Source organism: uncultured Lacinutrix sp. (assembly GCF_947500325.1).
GTDB lineage: Bacteria > Bacteroidota > Bacteroidia > Flavobacteriales > Flavobacteriaceae > Lacinutrix.
This window is the reverse complement of sequence record NZ_CANMRQ010000045.1, coordinates 1-4,512: the sequence shown is the minus strand read 5'-3', so window position 1 is coordinate 4,512 and position 4,512 is coordinate 1. Positions and strand designations below refer to the sequence as shown.

Below are 4,512 nucleotides of genomic sequence, written 5' to 3'. Positions count from 1 at the left end.
AATATAAAAATTCGGCTCTGTGTTTATCCGAAAAGTTAGCATCTTTTTACACGCTACGTTTCATACACAAACCGTTGTAACACATTTGACCAAACCAAGAAACATTGAGTAAATTAAGAAAACTAATAGACGAAATCACGGAATTCGGAATCAATCCAAAAGTGGAATTGACCGACAAAACCGATGTTCTAAAAAAGCTGTTAGTCGGAATTTACTCGGAATTTATAAATGTGGAATTTGAATTTGACGAAACGGATTATGACGAAGAACCTGATTTTAATTATAACGAAATAAAGGAAAATGTTAAATCAAATTTCCCTGACTTCGATTGGTATAGTATGGTTTTGGATTCAAATAAAATGGAACCGAACATTGAAACTGGCTGTGGAGACGAATTAGATGATTTAAGTGACATAATTAAAGATTTGCTATCTGTTAAATGGAGAATGGAAAACACGAGTAAAAATGATGCTCTTTGGCATTTTGAGTTTTCTATGCGAACACATTCTGAGCAGCATTTGGTGGATTTACTAAAGCGACTTAAAGAACGAAATGAATAAACGAAATTTATCACCTGAATTAATAAAAGAAGCAAAAAGAAATCCTAATGGTTGGGTTTATGTTTTGGATAAAGAATACGAGGGAAAAGAAGAAGTTCCTGCTGAATTTATAAGAGGTGCTTGGAAAGTAAATGAAAGCGGAGAAATAACTGGAGAATTTGAATCAAACCCTAATTATCACGGAAATAAAAAATAAAAACGTGTTACAACAACGTGTATAATTAATTGCGGCTGAATTTCCTCACCGGAAATTCAATCTTATTAATTATCTTTCCGCAACAACGGAAAATGACTCGCCTCCTTTCCCGCAAAAAATCATACACAAATACGTTGTAGCCAATACGAGAAAATAATTACAATTTTACTTTTTATACATCGAACTTCTAAGTATATTTGTATTCATAAAAGAATATTATATGGAAAAAATATCAAAAGAATTAATCGGAGCTTCTTCAATTCCTATTATTCTATCTATTCTTTCAAAAAGCGAATCTTACGGGTATGAAATAATCAAAAAGGTAAAAGAAATATCCAATGGAAAATTAGAATATGGAGATGGAACTTTATATCCTGTTTTACATAAATTAGAAAAAAAGGAACTAATTGAATCCTATTGGAAAATTCCCGAATCTGGAAGAAAAAGAAAATACTATACAATTAGTAACAAAGGAAAAAAAGAACTTGTATCGCAGAAAGAAAATTGGACAACAATCAATCAAATAATAACTAACTTATGGAAAATAGAACCAACTTTGACTTAAATAAAAATATCGAAATATGGAAATCAAAACTATCGAAAAACTCAAAAATGACTCTTGACAATATAAACGAATTAGAAAGTCATTTACTAGATGAAATACACGAGCTTCAACTACTTGGTTTAAGTATTGAAGAATCATTAATAATAGCAAAAGAACGAATTGGGAATGTAAAAGATTTAACGACTGAATTCGGAAAAGTAAATGATGGATTTTATTTCAGAAATAGGATTATTCCCTATCTAAAAGGAATTCTATTGTTTTTTGCTTTTATAACAATATCAAATTTTTTAACTCAATTATCTATAGTTATTGCGCATAAGTTTGGTGTAGAAAATTACAACTTGAATTTTATATCAATAAGCATACTTTTACTAATGACTTTGGGTTTGTTAATAGTAGTTTACTTTCAATATAAAAACAGAATTTCCTTTATTAAAAAATTAACAAGTATTCCAATGTTATCTATTCTAATTATAGTTGGTAAATTAATGGAGTATGTTAGTTCAAATACTTTATCAGGTTCAGTTGGTTTTTCGGAATCTGGTAGCATATATCTGACCTTGAATATATATTCACTAATAATTGGAATATTTATCATAATTATTTCTTGCATTGTATTTTATTCAACAAAAAAGGAAAATAAGATAAAAATCTTGGAATAAAGTACTGGCTACAACACCGTGTATAATTAATTGCTTTAGCAAGTGCTTATTTGGAAAATTCCTTCGGAATTTTCTCAGGTTCGTATTTGTTTACTAAATTAGTTGCTTAACAACGCAACTAACCATACACAATTCCGTTAGCTACCATTAAAAAGAAATCGTAGATGAATAAAATAATATTTCCAATTCTTATCGCTTTATTCCTGTTTGGGTGTAGCGAAAATAAACCAACTGATACTGTCGAAATAGTTAATCAAGAATATGGAGATATTCCAACCCAGCTAATTGACTCCTTACAATTGATTTCGGGAGAGAATCAAAAATTTCAAATCGACAATTCTAAATCAAACACTTTAGTTGGAGAAAAAGGAACAATTCTGATTATTCCAGAAAAGTCATTAGTTAATGCAAGCGGAAACAGAGTGAATGGGAAAATTACAATTGAATTGAAAGAAAACTTCACAATTCAGGATTTCATTACTTCCAATCTTCAAACAATTCATAATGACCAAATACTTGAAAGTAAAGGAATGCTATACATCTCTGCTAAGGACGAAAATGGCAATGAATTGAAGATTGCAGACAACACTTCAATTCGAATTCAAATTCCACAAAAAGACTTAAATAATGACCCTGACATTTTTCTTGGCGTACGTGATGAAGGCGGTCTAATAAATTGGGAGCAAAAAGAAGAGCCTACAAAATCGTTAGTACCGTACCCTATAAAGTTTATTAGCAAAAACCAATTCCCAACTGAATGTTCTAATTATTATGGAATAACTACTGATACAATCAAAAACAAGTATTACAATTACTACGGTAATATAACTGATTTTGAAAACACTATTCTTGCTACAAAAGAGTTTGCCGACAGATACCATTCAACCTGTTGGGAAGAAGTAGTTAATATTTACATAGAAAACCTCGATAAAAACCTTTGGGAGATTGATGAAATGGTTGTTGACCATTTTATTCAAGATTCAACTGACCGAGTTAATTATTACTTGAATAATGTACCCCCAGGACCCAATGGAGGACCAAGAACCCAATTACAAAAAGATGCTCATGAATCTATTATAAAAAGAGCTAAAGAACATGGTCAATGGACGATTCAACTTTATAAAATGTTTGCCTCTCAAAAACTAACTAAAATTGACACAACAAAGTTGATAGATACTACAAAGCTCAAAAGCTTGAATTCAGCTATGATTTCTTATGATGCGATGAAGTTTGGTTGGGTAAACGTAGATTTCTTCTATGAAGACCCTAAAGCGGTTCCTGTAAAACTAATTGCCAAAACCAACCAAAAGGCACCATTGATAAACCTTATAATAAACGGACGAAATATAATTCTCAGTGGCTCTGAACATTCTGAAAATGAGTATTGGTTTACGAAGAATAAAGACGGGTATAACAAACTTCCGAAGGGAGAAAAAGCCACAATCATTGCCATTGGATTAACCCAGACAGAACTGCAATTTGGTGAAAAAGAAATTGTTATTGGAGAAAGTGAAATTGAAGATATTGAAATGACAGCTATTTCAGGAAACGAATTGAAAATAAAATTAGAAAAATACGGTAGCTAACAAGGTGTATAGTGCATAGCACCCTTCGGGATGCTTCGACACCATACACAAATCGTTAGCCACAATGTAACCAGCCAATGAACAAAAGGATAATAACGATAATGATTCTAACTTCTATTTTAAGTTTTTTCGGTTGCAAAGGAAAAAATGAACCGAATAACGAAAAATCCGAAATGGATTTACTTATTGAAAAAAGCATTGATGAATTTAACAATCGGAAAATTTATAAAAAGCTAACACCTGAAATTATAACCAATATTCCTGACGACAAATTGGAACAGGCAATTATGGACAATATTGACACCTATTTTGAAAATGGAGAACATTACACTTTAGATAAAATATCAAAATTGACTAAAGGACAACAAGCAGTCTTTTCGACTTGGTGGCTGGAAGCAGAAGTAAATAATGGTGGATTTAATCAATTCTACTTCAATTCAAGCGGACAATATGCGGAAATGGCTGAAATTGGATTTAAAACTATTGGAGCGGAAAAGTTCTCGGGACTGACTTTACGTGCGAATAACTTATTTACGGAAAACAAAGAGCGACTTGAGGAATTTGACGATGGAACTATGGAAAGTTTTAGCGAATCATATAAAGACAATCCTTTAAACGATTTGGACACTGAATTTTATAAACTGTATGATTCCGAAAATATAAGTGATTTACGAATTAAATATATTAGAGAAAATAATAAAGAATTTACAACTGAATAAAACACAGTGGCTAACACCGTATATAATTTATTGCTAGTTCTAGCCTACTTACGAAAATCCTCGCGGATTTTCTATTCGGTTTGTATTTGCTAAATTAGGTGCTTAAAACACGCAACAAACCATATACAAACACGTTGTAGCACATTTTGACCCGTCCTGAAATAAGGCTACATAATTTTAAACATTATGTATAGAAATGACAAAGTAATTAGACGTTACAGTGA

General features: G+C 31.2%; 6 protein-coding genes. All 6 read left to right on the top strand.

Annotated elements, in window-relative coordinates; genetic code table 11:
• The first annotated feature begins 161 nt into the window (after positions 1 to 161).
• The 6 genes from Q0997_RS20030 (at position 162) to Q0997_RS20005 (ending at position 4,288) form a co-directional block, all read left to right on the top strand.
• Positions 162 to 560, top strand: coding sequence for a DUF5063 domain-containing protein (locus Q0997_RS20030; RefSeq protein WP_299892447.1), 399 nt, complete (start codon positions 162 to 164; stop codon positions 558 to 560).
• Complete coding sequence (locus Q0997_RS20025; RefSeq protein WP_299892444.1) at positions 553 to 756, top strand: hypothetical protein; 204 nt, start codon at positions 553 to 555, stop codon at positions 754 to 756. The genes Q0997_RS20030 and Q0997_RS20025 overlap by 8 nt, the downstream gene beginning before the upstream one ends.
• Positions 757 to 976: 220 nt before the next feature.
• Entirely contained in the window at positions 977 to 1,321 is a 345-nt protein-coding gene (locus tag Q0997_RS20020) for a PadR family transcriptional regulator (protein ID WP_299892441.1), read from the top strand.
• Positions 1,294 to 1,983, top strand: coding sequence for a hypothetical protein (locus Q0997_RS20015; protein ID WP_299892438.1), 690 nt, complete (start codon positions 1,294 to 1,296; stop codon positions 1,981 to 1,983). Before Q0997_RS20020 ends, Q0997_RS20015 begins: the two co-directional genes overlap by 28 nt.
• Positions 1,984 to 2,147: 164 nt before the next feature.
• Positions 2,148 to 3,569, top strand: a complete 1,422-nt coding sequence (locus Q0997_RS20010) for a hypothetical protein (protein WP_299892435.1) — start codon at positions 2,148 to 2,150, stop codon at positions 3,567 to 3,569.
• 77 nt (positions 3,570 to 3,646) lie between these two features.
• Positions 3,647 to 4,288 carry a DMP19 family protein gene (locus tag Q0997_RS20005; RefSeq protein ID WP_299892433.1) on the top strand — a complete coding sequence of 214 codons (642 nt, stop codon included), beginning with the start codon at positions 3,647 to 3,649 and terminating at the stop codon, positions 4,286 to 4,288.
• The last annotated feature ends 224 nt before the right edge of the window (positions 4,289 to 4,512 follow it).